The sequence below is a fragment of the Nonomuraea typhae genome (genome assembly GCF_009760925.1).
Lineage (GTDB): Bacteria > Actinomycetota > Actinomycetes > Streptosporangiales > Streptosporangiaceae > Nonomuraea > Nonomuraea typhae.
Window position 1 is genome coordinate 102,347 of record NZ_VRLV01000009.1, and the last position, 16,732, is coordinate 119,078.

The 16,732-nt window shown below is 69.8% G+C and carries 17 protein-coding genes and 1 pseudogene; 13 read left to right on the plus strand and 5 right to left on the minus strand.

All coding sequences use genetic code 11. The annotated features are described in order from the left end of the window. Positions 1-176 precede the first annotated feature (176 nt). Genes FVE25_RS31335 through FVE25_RS31345 form a run of 3 tightly spaced genes read right to left on the minus strand, consistent with a single transcriptional unit; the run spans position 177 to position 3,282 of the window. Positions 177-1,253 carry a prenyltransferase/squalene oxidase repeat-containing protein gene (locus FVE25_RS31335; protein WP_246267698.1) on the minus strand — a complete coding sequence of 359 codons (1,077 nt, stop codon included), beginning with the start codon at positions 1,251-1,253 and terminating at the stop codon, positions 177-179. Then, on the minus strand, positions 1,250-1,966 hold the full coding sequence (locus FVE25_RS31340) for a class I SAM-dependent methyltransferase (RefSeq protein ID WP_157250726.1): 717 nt from the start codon (positions 1,964-1,966) through the stop codon (positions 1,250-1,252). The genes FVE25_RS31335 and FVE25_RS31340 overlap by 4 nt, the downstream gene beginning before the upstream one ends. Before the next feature lie 2 nt (positions 1,967-1,968). Continuing rightward, positions 1,969-3,282 (minus strand): glycosyltransferase family 4 protein, encoded by a 1,314-nt coding sequence (locus FVE25_RS31345; protein ID WP_425489515.1) that lies wholly within the window; start codon positions 3,280-3,282, stop codon positions 1,969-1,971. Positions 3,283-3,536: 254 nt separating this feature from the next. On the opposite strand from FVE25_RS31345, the gene FVE25_RS31350 reads away from it, so the two are divergent. From FVE25_RS31350 to FVE25_RS31395, 10 genes and pseudogenes are all read left to right on the plus strand, one after another. Further along, on the plus strand, positions 3,537-4,565 hold the full coding sequence (locus FVE25_RS31350; RefSeq protein ID WP_157250727.1) for a GDP-mannose 4,6-dehydratase: 1,029 nt from the start codon (positions 3,537-3,539) through the stop codon (positions 4,563-4,565). Between the two features lie 69 nt (positions 4,566-4,634). Then, positions 4,635-6,365: an L-aspartate oxidase gene (locus FVE25_RS31355; RefSeq protein WP_157250728.1), complete on the plus strand. Its 1,731-nt coding sequence runs from the start codon at positions 4,635-4,637 to the stop codon at positions 6,363-6,365. A 2-nt stretch (positions 6,366-6,367) separates the two neighbouring features. Then, a pseudogene (locus FVE25_RS57105) lies at positions 6,368-6,736 on the plus strand (ferritin-like domain-containing protein); the annotation flags it as partial. Between the two features lie 26 nt (positions 6,737-6,762). Further along, a complete protein-coding gene (locus FVE25_RS55530) occupies positions 6,763-7,143 on the plus strand; it encodes a CDGSH iron-sulfur domain-containing protein (RefSeq protein WP_246267704.1) in 381 nt (126 codons plus the stop codon). A gap of 33 nt (positions 7,144-7,176) precedes the next feature. Next, positions 7,177-8,097: an RNA polymerase sigma-70 factor gene (locus FVE25_RS31370; protein WP_157250730.1), complete on the plus strand. Its 921-nt coding sequence runs from the start codon at positions 7,177-7,179 to the stop codon at positions 8,095-8,097. 38 nt (positions 8,098-8,135) lie between these two features. Further along, positions 8,136-8,312, plus strand: a complete 177-nt coding sequence (locus FVE25_RS31375; protein WP_157250731.1) for a hypothetical protein — start codon at positions 8,136-8,138, stop codon at positions 8,310-8,312. Next, positions 8,309-9,025, plus strand: coding sequence for a sigma factor (locus FVE25_RS31380; protein ID WP_157250732.1), 717 nt, complete (start codon positions 8,309-8,311; stop codon positions 9,023-9,025). The genes FVE25_RS31375 and FVE25_RS31380 overlap by 4 nt, the downstream gene beginning before the upstream one ends. Positions 9,026-9,040: 15 nt before the next feature. After that, on the plus strand, positions 9,041-9,532 hold the full coding sequence (locus tag FVE25_RS31385) for an Ohr family peroxiredoxin (protein WP_157250733.1): 492 nt from the start codon (positions 9,041-9,043) through the stop codon (positions 9,530-9,532). Between the two features lie 75 nt (positions 9,533-9,607). After that, complete coding sequence (locus FVE25_RS31390) at positions 9,608-10,363, plus strand: SDR family oxidoreductase (RefSeq protein WP_157250734.1); 756 nt, start codon at positions 9,608-9,610, stop codon at positions 10,361-10,363. Between the two features lie 24 nt (positions 10,364-10,387). Further along, positions 10,388-10,798: a cupin domain-containing protein gene (locus FVE25_RS31395; protein WP_157250735.1), complete on the plus strand. Its 411-nt coding sequence runs from the start codon at positions 10,388-10,390 to the stop codon at positions 10,796-10,798. A 705-nt stretch (positions 10,799-11,503) separates the two neighbouring features. Here FVE25_RS31395 and FVE25_RS31400 read toward each other — a convergent pair. Next, the gene (locus tag FVE25_RS31400) at positions 11,504-12,337 is read right to left on the minus strand and encodes a DUF559 domain-containing protein (RefSeq protein WP_157250736.1); all 834 of its coding nucleotides are present in this window, start codon (positions 12,335-12,337) and stop codon (positions 11,504-11,506) included. A 163-nt stretch (positions 12,338-12,500) separates the two neighbouring features. On the opposite strand from FVE25_RS31400, the gene FVE25_RS31405 reads away from it, so the two are divergent. Next, positions 12,501-13,181 carry an SDR family NAD(P)-dependent oxidoreductase gene (locus FVE25_RS31405; protein WP_157250737.1) on the plus strand — a complete coding sequence of 227 codons (681 nt, stop codon included), beginning with the start codon at positions 12,501-12,503 and terminating at the stop codon, positions 13,179-13,181. Here FVE25_RS31405 and FVE25_RS31410 read toward each other — a convergent pair. Beyond that, complete coding sequence (locus FVE25_RS31410; protein WP_219825720.1) at positions 13,142-14,125, minus strand: LysR family transcriptional regulator; 984 nt, start codon at positions 14,123-14,125, stop codon at positions 13,142-13,144. The two genes, FVE25_RS31405 and FVE25_RS31410, sit on opposite strands and share 40 nt — an antisense overlap. A 285-nt stretch (positions 14,126-14,410) precedes the next feature. On the opposite strand from FVE25_RS31410, the gene FVE25_RS31420 reads away from it, so the two are divergent. Together FVE25_RS31420 and FVE25_RS31425 are read left to right on the plus strand one after the other, a co-directional pair. Beyond that, positions 14,411-15,796: an MFS transporter gene (locus FVE25_RS31420; RefSeq protein WP_157250739.1), complete on the plus strand. Its 1,386-nt coding sequence runs from the start codon at positions 14,411-14,413 to the stop codon at positions 15,794-15,796. A gap of 7 nt (positions 15,797-15,803) precedes the next feature. Further along, complete coding sequence (locus tag FVE25_RS31425) at positions 15,804-16,619, plus strand: SDR family NAD(P)-dependent oxidoreductase (RefSeq protein WP_157250740.1); 816 nt, start codon at positions 15,804-15,806, stop codon at positions 16,617-16,619. Positions 16,620-16,732: the final 113 nt, after the last annotated feature.

The following is a 16,732-nucleotide window of genomic DNA, read 5'->3' on the forward strand; positions in this document are numbered from 1 at the left end:
CCGAAGACGCCTCGTACGGCCACTCCCGAAGCTAGTGAGCCCAATGCGGCATTCCCCGCCGCCGCTCCGCATGGGCAGCCAAAGAGTCGGCAAAACCGCTTGCGGTCGGCCGGTCATGCGGGGGCCGTTGCGGCGGCGCGTTCGTCCGACGTGAGAAGCGATCCCCCCGACCTGCGTCAGCGCACGTCGGTGGGTGGCGTGACCTGGGCTGTGCCGTACAGGCTGCAGCCGCATACGGGGGTGAAGGAACGGACGGCGGGAGTGTGGACGTCGCGGAAGATGCCCGCGCCCGCGGTGAAGTCGTGGAGCGCGTCGGCGGCGAGGATCGAGGCGGCGGCCGTGTAGCCGCTGCGCTCGTGCGGGAAGTGCTTGCGGTTGGCGAACTGCCAGCCCGTCCAGTACGAGCCGTCCTCGTGACGCAGGTGCTGCACGTCCGCGTACAGGCCGAGCGCGCGGTCGCGCTCGCCCAGCGCGTCCAGGGCGAGGACCAGCTCGCAGGTCTCCGCGCCGGTCACCCACGGCTGGTCGGAGACGCAGCGGATGCCCAGGCCCGGCACCACGAACGTCGCCCACTCGCGCTCGATCAGCTCCTTGGCGGCCTGGCCGCGGACGGCGCCGCCGAGGACCGGGTAGTACCAGTCCATCGAGAAGCGGCTCTTGTCGGCGAACGCCTCCGGGTGCGTGGTCAGCACGTGGGCCAGCCGGTCGGCGGCCAGCTCCCAATGGGGCTGCGGGTCGCCCAGATGGTCGGCGAGCAGGACGCCGCAGCGCAGGCCCTGGTGGATCGAGGCGCAGCCGGTCAGCAGGGCGTAGGTGGCGGGCACGCCCCGGGCGTCGCGTTCCCAGACGATCTCGCCGCGTTCGGTCTGCAGGCCGGCCACGTAGTCGAGCGCGCGCTTGACCGTGGGCCACAGGCGGCCGGGGTCCTTGCCGGTGACCAGGTAGTTGTGCCAGACGCCGACCGCGATGTAGGCCGCGTGGTTGGACTCGCCGCCGCGCTCGACCGGCGTGCCGTCCTGGATCTTCATGGCCCAGGAGCCGTCGGGGCGCTGGTGGCGGGCCAGCCAGTCGTAGCCCCTGGCGACCGGCTCGTGCAGACCGGCGACGGCCATCGCCATGAGGCACTCGACGTGGTTCCACGCGTCCACGTGCCCCTCGGGCCAGGGCACGCCGCCGTCCTCCTGCTGGATGGCGGCGATGCTCTCGGCCGTCTGGACCACCTGCTCCCAGGTGATGCCGTGTCCGATGGTCACGCCGCCGGCTTCCGCACGTAGAGGACCACGCTCTTGCCGATGATCGGGTTGAGCAGGGCCTCGGCGAGGCGGGTGGCGGCGGGGCGCTTCATGATGTCCCACACCAGGAGCTCGTGGTATGCCTTGGCCAGCGGGTGCTCGTCGTTGTTGACGCCGACGGCGCACTTGATCCACCAGTAGGGCGCGTGCAGCCCGTGGGCGTGGTGGTGGGGGCCGATCTCGAAGCCGGTCGACTTCAGCTTGGCGCTCAGCTCGGCCAGGGTGTAGATCCGGACATGTCCCCCGGGGGCCGTGTGGTAGTCCTCGTCCAGCGCCCAGCAGATCCGCTCCGGCAGGAAGCTCGGCACCGTGATCGCCGCCGTGCCGCCGGGCTTGAGCACCCGGAAGATCTCCGCCATCGCCGTCATGTCGTCCGGGATGTGCTCCAGCACCTCGGCCGCGATCACCCGGTCGAAGCTGGCCTCCTCGAACGGCATGCCGAGCGCGGTGCCCTGGACGGTCTCACCGGTGGCCCCGACCGGTACCTCGCCGGCCTTGTCCATCGCCACGAACATGGCGGCCACGTTGTCCAGTTCGGCCTGGTCCATGTCGAAGGCGACCACGTCGGCGCCTTTGCGCAGCACCTCGAAGGCGTGCCGGCCGCCGCCGCAGCCAAGGTCGAGAACGCGAACTCCGGGGCCGACGGGCAGCTTGGCGAAGTCGACGGTCAGCACGGTCAGCGCGCTCCATTCTGATTGTCGCGCCCGCTTCGGCCTCCGTTGGCTTCGTTCCTCGCTCTCTTCGGCCGAGCTCCTGCGCTTGGGTTTGCATTGATGGCTTCTCGGTAGGCTTCGACGGTCCTCTTGGCGACCACGTGCCAGGTGTAGCGCTCCATGACCCGGTCGTAGCCGCGCTCGCCGACCGCCGCGCGCTCCTCGGGGGAGTCGTGCAGGCGCCGCAGCACGGCCGCGAGTTCCTCCGGGTCGCCGGGCTTGACCTGGATGGCCGCGTCTCCGACCACTTCGGGCAGCGCTCCGGTACGGCTGGCCACCAGCGGGGTGGCGCAGGCCATGTGCTCCACGGCGGGCAGGGAGAAGCCCTCGTAGAGCGAGGGGACGACCGAGATCTCGGAGGTGGCGATCAGCTCGCCCAGTTCGTCGTCGGAGATGCCGTGCACGAAGCGGACCCGGTCCTGGAGGCTGAGCTCCTGGACGAGCTGCTCGGTGGGGCCGCCCGGGGTGGGCTTGCTGACGACGGTGAGGGTGACGTCGCGTTCGGTGGCCAGTTTGGCGACCGCCCGGAGGAGCGTGGCCACGCCCTTCATGGGAGAGTCGGCGGAGGCGACGGCAACGATCGAACCCTTTTTCCGCGATTTTTCGGGGCGTGGGTGGAAATATCGGGTGTCGACGCCCAGGGGGATCAGGCGCATGTTGGCCTGCGGCACGTTGAAGTCGCGGTGGATGTCGGCCAGGGACGACTCGCTCACGGTCAGGATCGGGCTCAGCCGCGGCGCGACCTTGGCCTGCATTTTCACGAATCCGTACCAGCGTCGCATGCTCAGCTTCTTGGCGCCCTGGGCCGCCTCCAGCTCGATGCGCCGGTCCACGCTGATCGGGTGGTGGATGGTGCCGACCACGGGGAAGAGCTTCTGGATGCCGAGCAGGCCGTACCCGAGGGTCTGGTTGTCCTGGACCACGTCGAAGTCGCCCACGCGCTTCTTCAGCTCCCGGTAGGCGCGCAGGGTGAAGGTCAGCGGCTCGGGGAAGCCCGCGGTCCACATGGTCCCGACCTCGAGCCAGTCGATCCAGTCGCGGTACTCGTGCAGTTTGGGGGTACGGAACGGGTCCTCGTCGCGGTACAGGTCGAGGCTCGGCACCTTGTTGAGGATCACGCCCTCGTCGAGTTCCGGGTACGGCTGGCCGGAGAAGACCTCTACATGGTGCCCGAGGGCGACCAGTTCGCGACTCAGGTGGCGAAGGTAGACGCCCTGCCCACCACAGGTCGGCTTGCTGCGGTAGGACAGCAGCGCGATCCGTAGCGTGTCATTCACGGACACCCCTTTCTCCGCCGGTAGACACCTGAGTCGGGCGTGTACCGTGAAAGATGACCTTAGTTGGAAAAGGCTACCATTCGGTAGGTCATCTGGAATTGTTCCTACCCGGCCGTACAGGGCTCGCCAACTGCGACGTTGTCGTGACCGAACGTAGTTCGGTGGAACTTGTTCTAGTCGACGTGGTGCTGTTCCAAGTGCATAGCTGTACATTCCCGTCCCAACGGACGCGGTTGCGATAGTTGGAGGACCCGTTGGCCAGGCGCGCTCTGATCACCGGCATCACCGGCCAGGACGGCTCCTATCTGGCAGAGCATCTGCTCGCCCAGGGGTACGAGGTCTGGGGCCTGGCCCGGGGCCAGGCCAACCCGCGGGTGTCGCGCATGCGCAAGCTCCTCGCCGACGTCCAGGTGGTGAGAGGCGACCTCCTGGACCAGGGTTCCCTCATCTCGGCGGTGGAACGCGTTCAGCCCGACGAGGTCTACAACCTGGGCGCCATCTCCTTCGTTCCCATGTCCTGGGAGCAGGCCGAGCTGACGGCCGAGGTCACCGGCATGGGCGTGCTGCGCATGCTGGAGGCCATCAGGGTGTGCTCGGGCGTCTCCAGGGGCGGAGGGGTCCGCTCCACCGGCCAGATCCGCTTTTATCAGGCTTCGTCCTCTGAGATGTTCGGCCAGGTCGCCGAAACCCCGCAAACCGAGCGCACCGGCTTCCATCCCCGCTCGCCGTACGGCGTGGCCAAGGCGTACGGCCACTTCCTCACCCAGAACTACCGCGAGTCGTACGGCATGTTCGCCGTCTCCGGCATCCTGTTCAACCACGAGTCCCCACGCCGCGGCGCCGAGTTCGTCACCCGCAAGGTCACCCTGGGTGCCGCCCGCATCAAACTCGGCCTGGCCGCCGAACTCCGCCTCGGCAACCTGGAGGCCCGCCGCGACTGGGGCTTCGCCGGCGACTACGTCCGCGCCATGCACCTCATGCTCCAGGCCGGCACCCCCGAGGACTACGTGATCGGCACCGGCCGCATGAAGTCCGTCCGCGAACTGGTCGAAGCCGCCTTCACCGCCGCCGGGCTCGACTGGGAGCGGTACGTGGTCGGCGACCAGACCCTCCACCGGCCGGCCGAGGTGGACCTGCTGTGCGCCGACCCCAAGAAGGCGCGCGTGCAACTCGGCTGGGAACCCACGGTCTCCTTCGACGAGCTGGTCGCCATGATGGTCGAATCCGACCTCCGCCTCCTGTCCGAGGGCGGCGACCCCGATCAGGACTCCTCCTGGCCCTGATGTCACAAAATCGCCCCCTTGTCCCGTCTTATTGCTGGATAGCAGTCGTCGATGGGCCGGAGGAGCACCATGCACGCGCCAGAGAACCGGATCGCCACGTCCGTCCTGGTCATCGGGACGGGAGGAGCCGGGCTGCGGGCCGCGATCGAACTCGCCGAGCGCGGCGTTGACGTCCTCGCCGTCGGAAAACGCCCGAAAGCGGATGCGCACACCTCGCTCGCGGCCGGGGGCATCAACGCGGCCCTCGCCACGATGGACCCCGAGGACTCCTGGCAGCAGCACGCCGCGGACACCCTCAAGGAGAGCTACCTCCTCGCCAACCCCGAGACCGTGCGCATCGTCACCGAAGGAGCCGCGCGGGGCATCGAGGACCTCCAGCGGTACGGCATGCCGTTCGCGCGAGAACAGGACGGGCGGATCTCCCAGCGCTTCTTCGGCGCCCACACCTTCCGGCGCACCGCCTTCGCCGGCGACTACACCGGACTCGAGATCCAGCGCACGCTGATCAACCGGGCCGCCCAACTCGGCGTCCCCATCCTCGACAGCGTCTACATCACGCGCATCCTCGTCCGCGACAACGCGGTCTTCGGCGCGTACGGGTTCGACCTCGCTGACGGCCGCCGCTACGTCATCCACGCCGACGCGGTGATCCTGGCGGCTGGCGGCCACACGCGGATCTGGCGGCGTACGTCCTCCCGGCGTGACGAGAACACCGGTGACTCGTTCCGCCTCGCCGTACTCGCAGGGTGCCGTATCCGCGACCCCGAACTCGTGCAGTTCCACCCGTCCGGGCTCATCGCACCCGAGAACGCGGCCGGCACGCTCGTCTCGGAAGCCGCCCGGGGCGAGGGCGGGATCCTGCGCAACCACCTCGGCGAGCGGTTCATGGCGCGTTACGACCCGGAGCGGATGGAGCTGTCCACCCGCGACCGTGTCTCGCTGGCCGCCTACACGGAGATCAAGGAGGGGCGCGGGACCCCGGCCGGCGGCGTCTGGCTGGACGTGTCCCACCTGCCGCGCGAGACGATCATGAAGCGGTTGCCGCGTGTCTACCAGACGCTCCTGGAACTGCAGATGCTCGACATCACCAAGGAGCCGATCGAGATCGCGCCTACCGCGCACTACTCGATGGGCGGCGTCTGGGTGCGGCCCGAGGACCACGGCACGGGCGTCGACGGCCTGTACGCGATCGGGGAGGCGGCCAGCGGCCTGCACGGCGCCAACCGCCTGGGCGGCAACTCCCTCATCGAGCTCCTCGTCTTCGGCCGCATCGTCGGCCAGGCGGCGGCCGCCTACTCCGCGGGCCTGGACGCCCAGCGCCGCTCCGCCGAGGCGCTCGACGCGGCGCGGGCGGAGGTGGACGCGCTCCTCGCCGCCGACGGCCCGGAGAACGTGCGGGCGCTGCAGCGAGCGCTGCGCGACATCATGACCGAGTACGCCGGCGTGGTCCGCGACGAGGACGGCCTGCGGAAGGGCCTGGCCGAACTGGACGCGGTCGAGGCGCGCATCGCCGCCGTCGGCGTGCACCCGGACATCGCCGGCTACCAGGACCTGGCGCACGCCTTCGACCTGAAGTCCGCGGCGCTCGCCGCACGGGCGACGATCGAGACCGCGCTGGAGCGCCGCGAGACCCGCGGCTGCCACAACCGCTCCGACTACCCGGAACTCGACCCCGCGCTGCAGGTCAACTTCGTGTGGTCCGGCCCCGGATCGGTGCAGCGCGAAGCCATCCCGCCGATTCCCGCTGAGATCGCGGCGCTCATGCGCGAGGTCTCGACCGTCGGCAAACTCGTCGAGTAGCCGTGTCACAAGTCCGGAGGCTGCCCTGTCTTAGTCGGCAGCCCCCGGACATCCCATGGAGGAGACATGAGCGCCCCAAGCGGCGAGCACGAGTTTCTCAACGAGCTCGCCCGGCGGCGACGTTGCCTGAGGCGCGCATCGACACGCTCGAGAGCCTTCGTGAGCCCCTGCAATGGGCGATCGAACTGGAACACGCGACGCTGCCGCCGTACCTGTGCGCGTTGTACTCCTTGGACCCCGGCCGCAACCCGGAAGCCGTGCAGGTGGTCGGCAGCGTCTTCGCCGAGGAGATGCTGCATCTGGCGCCGGCCGCGAACCTGCTCAACGCAGTCGGCGGCCATCCACGGCTGGACACGCCCGAGATGCTGCCAGCTCCGGCGACCACCAGCGGATCGTCGTGCTCCGCGACGGCCCATACATCGTGTACGGCCGCGTCCCCCTCCGGCGCAAACGCAAGATCGTCTCCGCCGGGAACGACGCGCTCACCTGGAAGACCGGCGAGCCGCACCACTGCCCCTCCGGCTCCTACACCTACGCCCTCGAACGCGGCGGCGACACGATAGAACCCCGACCTTCCTCGGGCCATCTCGGTTCTGGAGGAGGAGGACGGCCTGGCCGGCGCACTGTGGGTGACCGGGGGAGTCCCGGTCACGCGATCGGACGGCCGGCCGCCGGAGACCGCAACCGGATGACGCTCTGCCGCTGCGGCCAGTCCGGCAACAAGCCGCTGTGCGACGGCACCCACCGGGAGATCGGCTTCCGTGAGGAACGCGGGTAGAGTGCGGCCAAAGCAGTGAAAGCGCAGGTAGACATGCATGCCGAACACCCGGGAGAGGCCGGGGGGCTCGAGCGCGCCGCGTCGGTGTTCACCGAGCTGCGGCCGCGGCTGTTCGGCATCGCCTACCGCATGCTCGCCAGCGTGGCCGAGGCCGAGGACGTCGTGCAGGAGGTCTGGCTGCGCTGGCAGGACACCGACCGCACGGCCATCGAGAACCCGCCGGCCTTCCTCGCCCTGATCACCACCCGCCTGGCCATCAACGTCACCCAGTCCGCCCGCTCCCGCCGCGAGGCGTACATCGGGCCGTGGCTGCCCGAACCCGTCGACACCAGCCTCGACCCCGCCCTGGGCGCCGAACGCGGCGAAGCGCTCGAACTCGCCCTCCTGCTCCTGCTCGAAAGGCTCACCCCCAACGAGCGCGCCGCATACGTGCTGCGCGAGGCGTTCGACTACCCGTACCCGCAGATCGCGGAGATCCTCCAGCTCAGCCCGGTCAACGTCCGGCAGCTCGTGAGCCGGGCCCGCAAACACCTGACCGCGGTACGGCGTGAGCCCATCGACAAGCTCGAGCACAGGCGGCTCCTGAAAGCCTTCCTCGACGCTGCCCAGACGGGCGACGTCGCCGCCCTCGAAGAGCTGTTCGCCGCCGACGTCGTCAGCTCCTCCGACGGCAACGGCCTCAGAGGGGCGGCGCGGTTCCCCCTGCTGGGCCGCAACCGGGTGGCGAGGTTCATGACCGCGTTCGCGCCCCGGTTCTGGCCCGGTTCGGACATCGCGTGGGTCGAGCTGAACGGGCACACCGGGCTCCTCGTTCCCCGTGGCCGGGGCGGGGTCACGCTGCTGGCCATCGAGGCGTCGCCGTACGGGATCCATCACCTCATGTGGATCGTCAACCCGGACAAGGTCGAGGCGTACGCACGCTCGCGCACCCGGTGTCACACCTCGGCGGGCTGACCGGTCTTACCTGTTGACATCGAAGGAACAGAGGAATCGTGCGGATCACCTGGTTGGCCGACGACCGCGCCGGCCGTTCCCGTCTGGAGGCGTTCCTTTCGGAAGCGTTGCCTTGGGAGGCGTTCCGTTCGGAGGCGTTCGCTTGGGAACCGTTCGCTTGGGAACCGTTCGCTTGGGAAGCGTTCGCTTGGCAGCTCGACGGCGGCAGGCCGTGAGTGAGGCGGGCGCCGAGTCGCTGGCGGAGATGCTCGACGAACGGCGGCACCTGCTCGAGATCGCCGCGTGGATGTTCGGCTCGGAGAGCACGGCCGAGCACGTCGTCCAGGAGACCTATCGCCGCTGGTACGCCCTCGGTGACGACGAACGCGCCGGCATCGCGGTGCCGCGCGCCTGGCTGACGCGGACCGCGGGAGGCATCTGCCTGGATCTGCTGGCCACGCCCCGATGGGTTCCCCGCGGCCCGGCCCTCGCGCCCGAGCCCGTCGCCGATCCGGCGCGGCACCGTCCAGGCTCCGGGGCGCTGCCCACCCCCGCCCCCTCCCTGTCCCTCTCCCTCGCCCTCTCCTTCGCCCGGCACGACCGGGTCGCCCGCCGGTTCGCCGCGGCCTGCCGGGACGGGGACACGACGGCGCTGCGGGCCGTCCTGGCCGAGGACGCGATCGTCGTCAGCGACGGTGGTGGCAAGGTACGCGCCGCCGTACGCCCGACCCACGGTGCGGACGCGGTCGCCCGGTTCGTCACGACGCTGCTGATCGGCCAGGAAGGCACCGAGGTCACCGCGGGCTCGGTGAACGGCCGGACCGGTCTCGTGCTGCGCCGGGCCGGGCAGGCCGTGGCGGTGGTCAGCGTGAGCGTCGCCGGAGCCGAGGTCACTGCCGTGTGGATCATCCTCAACCCCGACAAACTCCAGCACTGGCACCGCCCGTGACCGAAAGGTGTGCTGATGAACGACCCGCTCCTGTCCACCGACCACGACTACAGCGGCCCGGCGTTCAAGCCGCTCTACACCACCCGCGTCGCCGTCACCGGCGGCGGCTCCGCCCACGGCCGCGCCACCGGCCGGGCCCGCTCGTCCGACGGCGCCCTCTCCCTCGAACTGCGGATGCCCGAGGAACTGGGCGGCGGCAACCCGGGCCCCAACCCGGAACAGCTGTTCGCCGCCGGGTACGCCGCCTGCTTCCATGGCGCTCTCAGCCTGCTGGCGCGGCGGCACCTGCTCGACCCCGAACCGATCACGGTGGAGGCGACCGTCGCCTTGGGTCGCGATCCCGCGGACGGCGGCTACCAGCTCCGCGCCGACCTCGTCGTGAGCTGGCCCGGAGTCGATGACGACACGGCCGGCCCGCTGCTCGCCCAAGCGAGCGCCCTGAGCCCCTACGCCAAGATGACCCGCCAGGGCATCCCCGCCACTATCGGCCTCGCGTTGTCACAATAGGAAGCGCTGCCTTGTCTTAGCTGAGAACCGGGCGGCACACGAGGTGCCCCCGGCGGACACAGGAGGGGGTTCGCCATGAAGATCGTGGTCATCGGTGGTACCGGGCTGATCGGATCGAAGCTCGTCACCAAGCTCGGGGAGTACGGTCACGAGGCGCTGGCAGCCGCGCCGAACACCGGCGTCAACACGCTCACCGGCGAAGGACTCGCCGAGGCGCTGACCGGCGCCCAGGTGGTCGTCGACGTGTCGAACTCGCCGTCGTTCGAGCGCACGGCGGTGATGGAGTTCTTCCAGACCTCCACACGGAACCTGCTCGCCGCAGAGGCGGCGGCCGGAGTCCGGCACCACGTCGCGGTGTCCGTCGTCGGGACCGAGCGGATGCCGGACAACGCCTACTTCGCGGCGAAGATCGCACAGGAGCAGCTGATCGAGAAGTCCGGGATCCCGTTCTCGCTGGTGCACTCGACGCAGTTCTACGAGTTCGCCCGCAGCATCGCCGACGGGGCCACGGCGGACGGCAAGGTGCACGTGGCGCCCGTACTGTTCCAGCCGATCGCCGGCGACGACGTGGCCCGGGCGGTCGGCAGGACCGCCGTGGGGACGCCGCTCAACGGCCGCGTCGAGGTGGCCGGGCCCGAGGAGTACCGCATGGATGACTTCTTCCGCCAGGCACTGACCGCGTGGGGCGACCCGCGCGAGGTGGTCACCGATCCGCACGCGCGCTACTTCGGCAGCGAGCTGACCGAGAGGTCGCTGGTGCCGGACGACGGCGCCACCCTCGGTACGATCCACTACCGCGACTGGCTCGGTCAGAACGCCACCGCGAAGTAGAGCACCTTACGGAAAGGGAAACCCATGGCCGAGCCGAGATCCACCGCATGGCAGACGGCGGTGACCGTGCTGCAGGAGGCGCAGCCTCCCTTCATCCCGAAGGACGCGCACGCGATGACCGTGGTCGTCGAATACCCGCCCGGCGACCCGGGCGCACCGCCCCATCGGCATCCCGGGCCCGCGTTCGGGTTCGTGCTGGAGGGCGAGATGCTGATGGAACTGGAGGGGGAGCCGGAGCGGGTGATCCGGGCCGGGGAGGCGTTCTGGGAGCCGGGTGGGGATGTCATCCATTACCAGGACGGGAACAACCGCGAGGATGGTCCGTTGCGGTTCACGGTCACGATGTTGTGCGAGCCGGGACGGCCGATGTTCGTGCCGGTGGAGGAGGACGAACTAGCCCAGCGCAAGCACCGCCGCGCCCCACGGCCCTCCTGAGCGGCAGCTTGCTGAGCGGCAGCCCCTGGGTGGTGGCTTGCTGAGCGCTGCGACCCGCGACCCTTCTGAACGCCGTGCGGTGGGCAGTGACCTGGCCTGCCGTACGGTCTGCCAGCTCGTGCTGCGGAGGCTGCCCGATGGCGACGCCACCACAGCCGGCCCAACCTCCGCATACGTCCCCCGCGAGCCACGCCGATAGGTGAGATAGGTGAGGCGGAATGAACCTCCCCGAGGCGTCGAAGTCGTAGGCCAGCCAGCCGCCCAGGTCCGCGCCCGCGTCACCACGCCGGTCCACACTCATCACCTCGGCCGCGGCGTCCCCACCGAACGAGTGCCCGAACACGCCCACCCGCGACAGATCCATGTGCCGGTCCCTCAGCGCAGCCAGCTCGTCCAGACGAACCGGACGTCCTCCCGCCAGCTCTCAAGGCTAGTCCGCAGATCCATGGGCCTGATCGTCTCCACACGCCCATCGTCTCCACACGCCCATCAGGGAATTCCACACCCGGCGCCTCATAGGTGTGGTCAACGGTCACCACCACGAACCCCTTGCCGGCCAGCTCCTCCACCAGCGCAGTCCCAAGTCCGAGGCACACGGAACCCAGGCGAGTACAGAACCACCGGCCACGGATCGCGCGGAGATGTGGGTCAGGCACGGAGATGTGGGTCAGGCACGGAGATGTGGGTCAGGTGCGGAGGTGTGGGTCAGGTGCGGCGGCGGGGTGGGCGGTAGCCGGGGCGGCGGCGGGCGGCTCGGATGCGGGACAGGATGCGGGTGGTGACCTCCGGGTGTGGGTGCCAGCCGCGTTGGATCAGGGTGTTGGCCACCTGCTCCAGGAGGTCGCCCATGCGGGCGGGGACGACGTCCCGGCGGACCGGGATGACGCGCCAGCCGAGTGACTCCAGGAGGGTACGGCGGGCCGCGTCGTGGGCCCGGGCGTCGGGGGTGGAGTGGTGGTTCTGGCCGTCGTACTCCACGGCCAGGAGATAGTCGGGCCAGCCCAGGTCCAGGTAGGCGTGGCGGGAGGCGGGGAGGGTCACGCGGATCTGGGTGACGGGGCGGGGGAGACCGGCTTCGAGGAAGGTGACGCGTAGGCGGCTTTCCCGTGGGGAGGCGGCGCCGCCGTCGGCCATGCTCAGGGTTTTCAGGAGGTGGTCGAAGGCACAGGCGTCGGCCCGCAGGTCGGCGAGCCGTACCCCTCTGCGGAGGAACTGGTCGATGATGGTCACGGCGTCGATCCTGGGCAGGGCTCGGGCGCAGTCGAGGGCGGTGCGTGCGGGGGTGGTGAGGCGGACGCCCCGGTGGGTCGTGGTGTCCTTCGGGGGGATGGCGAGTTCGTGGGTGTCGGAGCCGGGGATGTCCATGTGGATGGGGATGGCCAGCTCGACCGGCCAGGTGGTCGATGGGGTGCCGTCGGGCATCGCCTGCAGGCCCCAGACATGCGCGGCCGTACGGCGGCAGGCCACCGCGCCCTGGACGAGCCGGGTCATGAGGCGGGCCCGGTCCAGCAGTGGGCCCCTTGTGAGGGTGTCGGTCACGCGGTCCAGGGTGGCTTGGCGGGGTCGGGCGGGGAGGTGGCGAACTGGATTCTGTGGATAACTCGTCGTGTCCACAGAACGGGGTTCGAGCAGGGCACGGTCCGATTCCCTGTGTCATCGTTCGGTGGTCGCCGTCGCGGACGGCCGAGAGATGAGGAGTGTCATGGGACACGTGCTGGTCAGCGGCGCCACCGGCGGGATAGGGAAGGCGCTGGTCAATGCCCTGGTCGAGGCCGGGCATCGAGTGACCGCCGTCGGACGTGACATGGGCCGGCTGGACGTGCCGGGGATCGAGGTGGACCTCGCCCAGCCCGAGTCGCTGGCCGCCGCCGCAGCGGAGACGCCGGATGCCGCGATGGCGATGGCGGAGGTGGACGCGCTGGTGTACTGCGCGGCGATCGCTCCCATCGCGGCCGTCGCCGACACCGACCCCGCCACCTGGCAGCGGATCTTGGCGGTGAACGTCGCGTCCGCCGCAGAGCTGGTACGGCAGGCGTTGCCGGCGTTACGGCGCTCCCGCGGCCATGTGGTCGTCGTCAACGCGGCACCCGGCATGACCGGGGTGGTCCGCTGGTCGGGGTATGTCGCCAGCAAGGCGGCCCTCCGGGAGCTGGCCGACTCGCTGCGTGACGAGGAGGCGCCGCATGGCGTGCGCGTCACGACCGTCTACCCGGGTGGCACGGCGACGGAGCTTCTCCGTGAGGTCAGGAACACGTTCGGGCGACCGTACGACCCCGACCTCTGCATCCAGCCGGAAACGCTCGCCGAGATGATCTGCTGGGTCCTGAACGCGCCCCGCGACGCCTACGTCTGCGAGCTCTCCGTCCTGCCGTCCCCCCGCTGACCCGCAGGACGGCCGTGCGGAGGCGCGGGTATGGACGCGATCCCGCAGAGGGTTTCGACAAAGGCCCGCACCCGCGCCGTGTACCCATCCCGCCGCCACATCAGCCCGTACTCCAGCGGCGGCGCATCGCTGAACGGCACGAACACGATGCCAGGACGGGAGTGGTATTCAGCGGCGCGCAACGAAGCAGGTGACACCCCCAACCCGGAGGCGACCATCGACAACACCTCCGCCCAGTAGACCGCGGCCGCAGCATGCGCGATCGGCCGTCCCTCCGGTGTCGCCCGGGGATAGATGTTGTCCAGCCAGTACTGCGGACTCTCGCCAGCCATGACGATCAGCGGAGCCCGAGCCAGGTCCTCTGCACAGACCGACGCCCGCCGGGCGAACGGATGGCCCGCGGGCACCAGGAGAGCGCGCGGTTCGGAGAAGATCACCGGTCCGGCCACCAGATCGGGCTCGCCCACGGGGAACTCGGTGAGCTGAAGATCCAACACCCCCGACCGCAACGGCCCGAACGTGTCGCCGAGCTGCACTTCCTGAAGTTCGACAGCGCAGTCCGGATAAGTACGGCGGAACGCTTTGGCGGTTTTGAGAACGATGTCGCTCGCCCATTGTGCGGAGAACCCGACCCGCAACGTCCCGGTGATGCCCTTGCCGACGGTGACCGCCTGCGCGATCGCCTCCTGGATCTGCCGATGGGCAGGCGCCAGCCCGTCGTAGAGCCGCTGCCCTGCGGGGGTCAACGTGACGCGGCGGCTGGTGCGCTCGAACAGCACGACGCCGAAGCGGTGTTCAAGAGTCTTGATGATGTGGCTGATCCGCCCCTGCGCCAGCCCGAGCCGCTCTGTGGCGTGCCTGAAGTGCAGCTCCTCGGCCACGGCCAAGAATGCCTCGAGTTCGTGACGCTCCAGTCTCGTGCTGGCCTGATTGGTGAGGCCCACGCATCGATCGTAGAGCAGACGACTCTCGTTCGATCGTGCCCGGTTCAGGAACATGGGTCGGACGGCCCCTCCCAGGACCACCTATGACCCATCCGGGACCGCCTGGCCATCCGGGACCGCCTGGCCATCCGGGACCGCCTGGCCATCCGGGACCGCCTGGTCACCCGGGACCGCCTGGTCACCCGGGACCGCTTGGCAGACCCGGGACCTGCCAAGGCCCCATCTCCGCTCGCCTACCCAGGCCCTCATTTCGCCTGGCCGAGCATCGACAAGGAGCTCAATCCCATGCCTCTCGCACTGCTGGCCCTGGCGATCGGCGCCTTCGGCGTCGGTCTCACCGAGTTCGTCATCGTTGGCCTGATGTCCGATATCTCCAGCGACCTGGGCGTATCGATCCCCACCGCCGGCCTCCTGGTTTCCGGGTACGCGCTGAGCGTCACGATCGGGGCCCCGTTATTGACCGCCGCCAGTTCACGCATACCCCGCAAGGCCATGTTGATCGGGCTGATGGCGCTCTTCATCGCGGGCAACCTGATCTCGGCGCTCGCGCCCACCTATGGCGTCCTCATGACCGGCCGCGTGGTGGCGGCGCTCACCCACGGCACGTTCTTCGGGATCGGCTCGGTGGTGGCCGCCAGGCTGGTCGCCCCGGAGAAGAGGGCGTCCGCCGTGGCGTTGATGTTCGCCGGTCTGACCTCCGCCCACGTGGCGGGCGTACCGCTGGGCACCGCGCTCGGCCAGCAGTTCGGCTGGCGCTCTACCTTCTGGGCTGTGACCGCGATCGGGGTGGTCGGCATGATGGGCATCATGGCGCTGCTCCCACGACAGCCCATAGAGGCCACCGGCGGCCTGCGTGACGAGCTGAAGGTCTTCGGCCGGGTGCAGGTCTGGCTGGCGCTCGCGATCACCGCGCTGGGCTTCGGCGCCGTCTTCGGCACCGTGACCTACATCGAGCCGATGATGACGGAGGTCGCCGGGTTCACCTCGGGGACGGTGCCGTGGTTGCTGGTGCTGATGGGGGTCGGGCTGTTCGTCGGCAACCTGCTCGGTGGCAAGGCGGCCGACCGTGGGCTCATGCCAGCGTTGTACGGCTCGCTCGCCGGCATCACGGTGGTCATGGCGATCTTCACCTTGACCGCGCACTTCCAGATTCCGGCAGCGATCACCCTGGCGGTCTTCGGCGCCGTCGGCTTCTCCCTGGTGCCGACCATCCAGATGCGGGTGATGAACAAGGCCGAAGGCGGCGCCGCGCTGGCCTCGGCCGCCAACATCGGCGCCTTCAACGCGGGCAACGCACTCGCCGCCTGGCTCGGCGGGCTCGCCATCGACGCGGGCGCCGGTTTCACCGCCCCCAACTGGATCGGCGCCATCCTCGCCGCCCTGGGGCTGGCGCTGGCGCTCCTGTCCGGCGCCCTCGACCGTAGCGGCCGCGGCAAGAGGCACCACCGCGACGAGGAACACCGCCGCGGCAGGAAGCACCACGGTGCTGAGAAGGTCCACGGTGATGAGAAGCGTCACCGAGACGCAGAGCACCACGGTGATGAGGAGGGTCGCCGAGACGCAGAGCACCACGGCGACAAGAAGCATCACCGCACCAAGGAGTACCAACACGACGAGGAGTACCAGCGTGGGGAGACTCCCGCGCGCACCGTTGGCCCCCTGAGTCCATGATGGGAAGATGATCGACACAGGGCTGGGGGGAAGGGTCGCCCTCGTGACGGGCGCCAATCAGGGGATCGGGGCCGCGACAGCCGTCGCCCTGGCCGAGCAGGGCGTGGCGGTCTTCCTGACCTACAAACGCCTGGAACCGACCCGTCACCCAGCCTTCCCCAGCGCCTACGACGCCCTGCGGAGCGCGACCGCCGACGAGGTGGTCGACCGGATCCGGCGGGCGGGCGGTGTGGCCGAGTCGGCCGAGGCGGACCTGGCCGATCCGCAGGCGCCCAGCGAGCTCTTCGAACTGGCAGAGAAGACGCTGGGCCCGGTGGAGATCCTGGTCAACAACGCTTCGGGCTGGCTCGGCGACACCTTCGAGCCCCGCGCCGCCGACGACTTCGGTCGCCCCCTGCGCATGGTCGACGCGGAGAGCCACGACCGTCAGTTCGCGGTGGACGTGCGGGCCGTGGCCCTGCTGATCGCCGAGTTCGCCCGTCGCCACATCGCGCGGGGCGCGAGCTGGGGGCGGATCATCGGGCTGACATCGGGCGGCCGCGATGGCTTCCCCACGGAGGTCTCGTACGGCGCGGCGAAGTCAGCCCAGGAGAGTTACACCATGTCGGCCGCTCACGAATTGGGCACCTACGGCATCACCGCGAACATGGTCTACCCGGCGGTCACCGACACCGGCTGGATCAAGGAGGAGAGCGTGGAGAGGATGCGCGCCGGCAGCCCGCTGCGCCACATCGGGCAGCCGGAGGACGTGGCGGACGTGATCACGTTCCTCGCCTCCGAGCAGGCCCGATGCGTCACCGGCCAGCTCATCAGGCTGTACTGAATCGGGCTCTATCGGATCGGGCTCTATCGGATCGGGCTGGACTGGATCGGGCTGGACTGGATCGGGCTCTATCGGATCGGGCTGGACTGAATCGGGCTCTACGGATCGGGCTC

What these genes read in the sequence shown, in the direction of transcription:
- FVE25_RS31355 (WP_157250728.1), top strand. Translation starts at nt 4,635, where the DNA reads ATGCACGCGCCAGAGAACCGGATCGCCACGTCCGTCCTGGTCATCGGG.
- FVE25_RS31370 (WP_157250730.1), top strand. Translation starts at nt 7,177, where the DNA reads ATGCATGCCGAACACCCGGGAGAGGCCGGGGGGCTCGAGCGCGCCGCG.
- FVE25_RS31385 (WP_157250733.1), top strand. Translation starts at nt 9,041, where the DNA reads ATGAACGACCCGCTCCTGTCCACCGACCACGACTACAGCGGCCCGGCG.
- FVE25_RS31390 (WP_157250734.1), top strand. Translation starts at nt 9,608, where the DNA reads ATGAAGATCGTGGTCATCGGTGGTACCGGGCTGATCGGATCGAAGCTC.
- FVE25_RS31395 (WP_157250735.1), top strand. Translation starts at nt 10,388, where the DNA reads ATGGCCGAGCCGAGATCCACCGCATGGCAGACGGCGGTGACCGTGCTG.
- FVE25_RS31405 (WP_157250737.1), top strand. Translation starts at nt 12,501, where the DNA reads ATGGGACACGTGCTGGTCAGCGGCGCCACCGGCGGGATAGGGAAGGCG.
- FVE25_RS31420 (WP_157250739.1), top strand. Translation starts at nt 14,411, where the DNA reads ATGCCTCTCGCACTGCTGGCCCTGGCGATCGGCGCCTTCGGCGTCGGT.
- FVE25_RS31425 (WP_157250740.1), top strand. Translation starts at nt 15,804, where the DNA reads ATGATCGACACAGGGCTGGGGGGAAGGGTCGCCCTCGTGACGGGCGCC.